Consider the following 3,031-nt stretch of genomic DNA (forward strand, 5'->3'; position numbering starts at 1 on the left):
CCTGGCAGGGCGTCATCCAGGGACAGAGGGCGCAGGCCGGGCGTTTCGGCGTGCAGATGGTGGCGCCGAGATCCATCAGCGCCTGTGCGAAATCGCCGGGCCGCTGCGGCGGCACGAGATCCTCCGTCAGTTCCCGGATCAGGGGCTTCGCCTTCGGCAGCGGTTCCTCGATCATGAACACGCGCGTCATGACCCGCTCGACATTGCCGTCGACGGCAGCGGCGTTCTCATTGAACGCGATCRCCGCGACGGCGGCGGCCGTATAGGCGCCGATGCCGGGAAGATTGAGAAGCTCGGCTTCGGTCTCCGGAAATCGGCCGCCATAGCGGGCGACGACGACCTTGGCGCAGGCATGGAGATTGCGGGCACGCGAATAATAGCCGAGGCCCGCCCAGGCGTGCATGACGGCCTCTTCCTGGGCCTGCGCGAGGGCCTGAACGGTGGGAAACCGCTCGAGGAAGCGCAGGAAATACGGTTTGACCGCGGCGACCGTCGTCTGCTGCAGCATGATCTCCGACAGCCAGACGCGGTAGGGATCCGCGGTCACGCCCGGCTTGGCACGCCACGGCAATTCCCGCCGGTGCCGATCGTACCAGGCGAGAAGATCTTCGGCGCGAGGCTTGGTGACGCTCGGGGCAGGCGTTAACATGATCTCTGCAATACCGATCCTGGCGGAATATTCCAGCACGGCTTTCGGCAAATCCTTGGACAATGACGATGCGACAGCCGCCCCCCCGGCGACGACCCACTCCGAAGCCGCTCGCGGATTTCATCGAGACCTGCCTGAGCGCCAGCTTGGCGGCCCAGGGCTTCGCGACGTCCGACATCATCGTCGCGTGGCCGGACGTGGTGGGGGAGCGTTTGGCCGAATTCACCCAGCCGTTGAAGATCGAATGGAAGCGGAAGGGGCCCAATGCCGACCCGGAGGCGCGGCCGGAGCCTGCGACCTTGGTGGTGCGGGTGGAAAGTGCCTTCGCCCTCGAATTGCAGCATCTCGCGCCCCTCGTCATTGAGCGGGTGAACTCCCATTACGGGTGGCGCTGCGTCGGTAAATTGGTGTTGAAACAGGGGCCGGTACGCCGAGAACACCCCAAAAAGCGCGTCGAACCGGCGGTCGGCGAGTCGGATCGGCAGCGAATCGGCGACGCCACCGCCCCGATCGACGAGGACGATCTGAAAGCCGCACTCACGCGCTTGGGCACGGCGATCATCGGAACCGAGAAAGGCCCACCCACGAAAGCGTGACGGATGAGGCGCTTGCCTCCAAACCCGTCCCGTTCTACCGGATGGCGAAAGTCTAAAAGTCCTGACGAAGTCTCAAGTCTCGGCGAAAATCTCTTAGTCTCGACGAAGTCTCACGGAGCACACGCATATGATCACCCGGCGCCAAGCGCTTCAGCTTCTCGGAACCGTGGCCGCTACGGCCGCTCTCGCCACGAGCTTTCCGGCCCTGGCCCAGAACGTCGCTGTCCAGGACTTGGCCGTTCCCGGCCCCCTCGGCGACGTGTCCCTCGGGCCGGCGGACGCCAAGGTGACGATCGTCGAGTACGCCTCGCTGACCTGCTCCCACTGCGCCGCCTTTCACGAGAACACCTACCCTGAGCTGAAGAAGCGCTATGTCGACACCGGCAAGGTGCGCTTCATCCTGCGCGAATTTCCGCTCGATCCCTTGGCGACCGCCGGTTTCATGCTGGCGCGCTGCGACGGCGAGGGAAAATATTACCCCGTGACCGACATGCTGTTCCAGCAGCAGAAGAACTGGGCCTTCACCGAGAAACCCCTCGACGCGCTGCGGCAATTGCTCCGCCAGGCTGGTTTTTCACAGGAGAAGTTCGACGCTTGCTTGCGCGATCAGAAACTTTATGACGCGGTGAATGCTGTGAAGAACAGGGGTATCGAGACATTCAAGGTAGACTCGACGCCCACGTTCTTCATCAATGGTCAGCGTCACGCCGGAAGCATGTCGATCGATGAGCTTGAGAAAATCATCAAGCCACTCCTGGGAGAATAATCCCCACCGACCCGTCTCATCGAGACGGAACGCAGAGGCGCGTCCATGAAGCTGACGCGCCTTCGCATCGCGGGTTTCAAGACCTTCGTCGAGCCGATGGACTTCCTGATCGAGCCGGGTCTGACCGGCGTGGTCGGGCCGAACGGCTGCGGCAAGTCGAATCTCGTCGAGGCATTACGCTGGGTCATGGGGGAGAACTCCCACAAGAACATGCGTGCCACGGGGATGGACGACGTCATCTTCTCGGGCTCCGGTGGCCGCCCGGCGCGCAATTCGGCGGAGGTGATGCTCACCATCGACAATGCCGAGCGCACCGCGCCAGCGGCGTTCAACGATGCTGACATCCTCGAGATTTCCCGCAAGATCGAGCGCGAGGAAGGCTCGACCTATCGCATCAACAGCAAGGAAGTGCGCGCCCGCGACGTGCAGATCCTGTTTGCGGACGCGGCGACCGGCGCCCGCTCGCCCGCCCTCGTGCGCCAGGGCCAGATCAGCGAAATCATTTCCGCAAAGCCCCAGGCGCGCCGCCGCATTCTCGAAGATGCGGCCGGCATCGCGGGTTTGCACGCCCGCCGTCACGAGGCCGAGCTGCGCCTGAAGGCGGCGGAAGACAATCTCGTCCGCGTCGAGGATGTGCTGCGCGAACTCGAATCACAAATCGAAAGTCTCAAACGGCAAGGCCGTCAGGCTTCGCGCTACAAGAACCTCTCGGCCGAGATCCGGCGTCTCGAGGCGCTGCAATACGCCATCGCATTCGCGGATGCCCGCGAGCAGGCGCAGAGCTCCGAGCAGCAGGCCGGCGACAATTTCAAGCAGGTGGCCGACGCCACCGAAGAGCAGACCCGCACCGCCACCGCGCAAGCCGTGGCGGCGCATGCGATTCCGGCCTTGCGCGAGGCTGAAGCCATCGCTGCGGCCGCCTTGCAGCGCCTCACCATCGCGCGCAACGAACTCGACAGTGAAGAACGGCGTTCCAAGGAGCGCCTCACCGAACTCGAACGCCATATCGCCGATCTCAAT

General features: G+C 63.9%; 4 protein-coding genes. 3 read left to right on the forward strand and 1 reads right to left on the reverse strand.

Going from position 1 to position 3,031, the window contains the following annotated elements; all coding sequences use genetic code 11:
* Positions 1 to 649, reverse strand: a 649-nt coding sequence (locus AC1DT3_RS16580) for an A/G-specific adenine glycosylase (protein WP_477466340.1), incomplete at its 3' end; no start/stop codon positions are given.
* A 68-nt stretch (positions 650 to 717) separates the two neighbouring features.
* On the opposite strand from AC1DT3_RS16580, the gene AC1DT3_RS16585 reads away from it, so the two are divergent.
* The 3 genes from AC1DT3_RS16585 to AC1DT3_RS16595 all read left to right on the forward strand — a co-directional run.
* The gene (locus AC1DT3_RS16585) at positions 718 to 1,245 is read left to right on the forward strand and encodes a DUF721 domain-containing protein (RefSeq protein ID WP_477466341.1); all 528 of its coding nucleotides are present in this window, start codon (positions 718 to 720) and stop codon (positions 1,243 to 1,245) included.
* A 127-nt stretch (positions 1,246 to 1,372) separates the two neighbouring features.
* The gene (locus AC1DT3_RS16590; protein ID WP_477466342.1) at positions 1,373 to 2,011 is read left to right on the forward strand and encodes a DsbA family protein; all 639 of its coding nucleotides are present in this window, start codon (positions 1,373 to 1,375) and stop codon (positions 2,009 to 2,011) included.
* Positions 2,012 to 2,056: 45 nt separating this feature from the next.
* Positions 2,057 to 3,031: AAA family ATPase (locus AC1DT3_RS16595; RefSeq protein ID WP_477466343.1), on the forward strand; the 975-nt coding region annotated here is incomplete at its 3' end.

Source organism: Microvirga sp. P4_G7 (assembly GCF_056401005.1).

Coding starts and splice junctions, on each gene's coding strand:
- AC1DT3_RS16585 (WP_477466341.1), top strand. CDS start 718: ATGCGACAGCCGCCCCCCCGGCGACGACCCACTCCGAAGCCGCTCGCG.
- AC1DT3_RS16590 (WP_477466342.1), top strand. CDS start 1,373: ATGATCACCCGGCGCCAAGCGCTTCAGCTTCTCGGAACCGTGGCCGCT.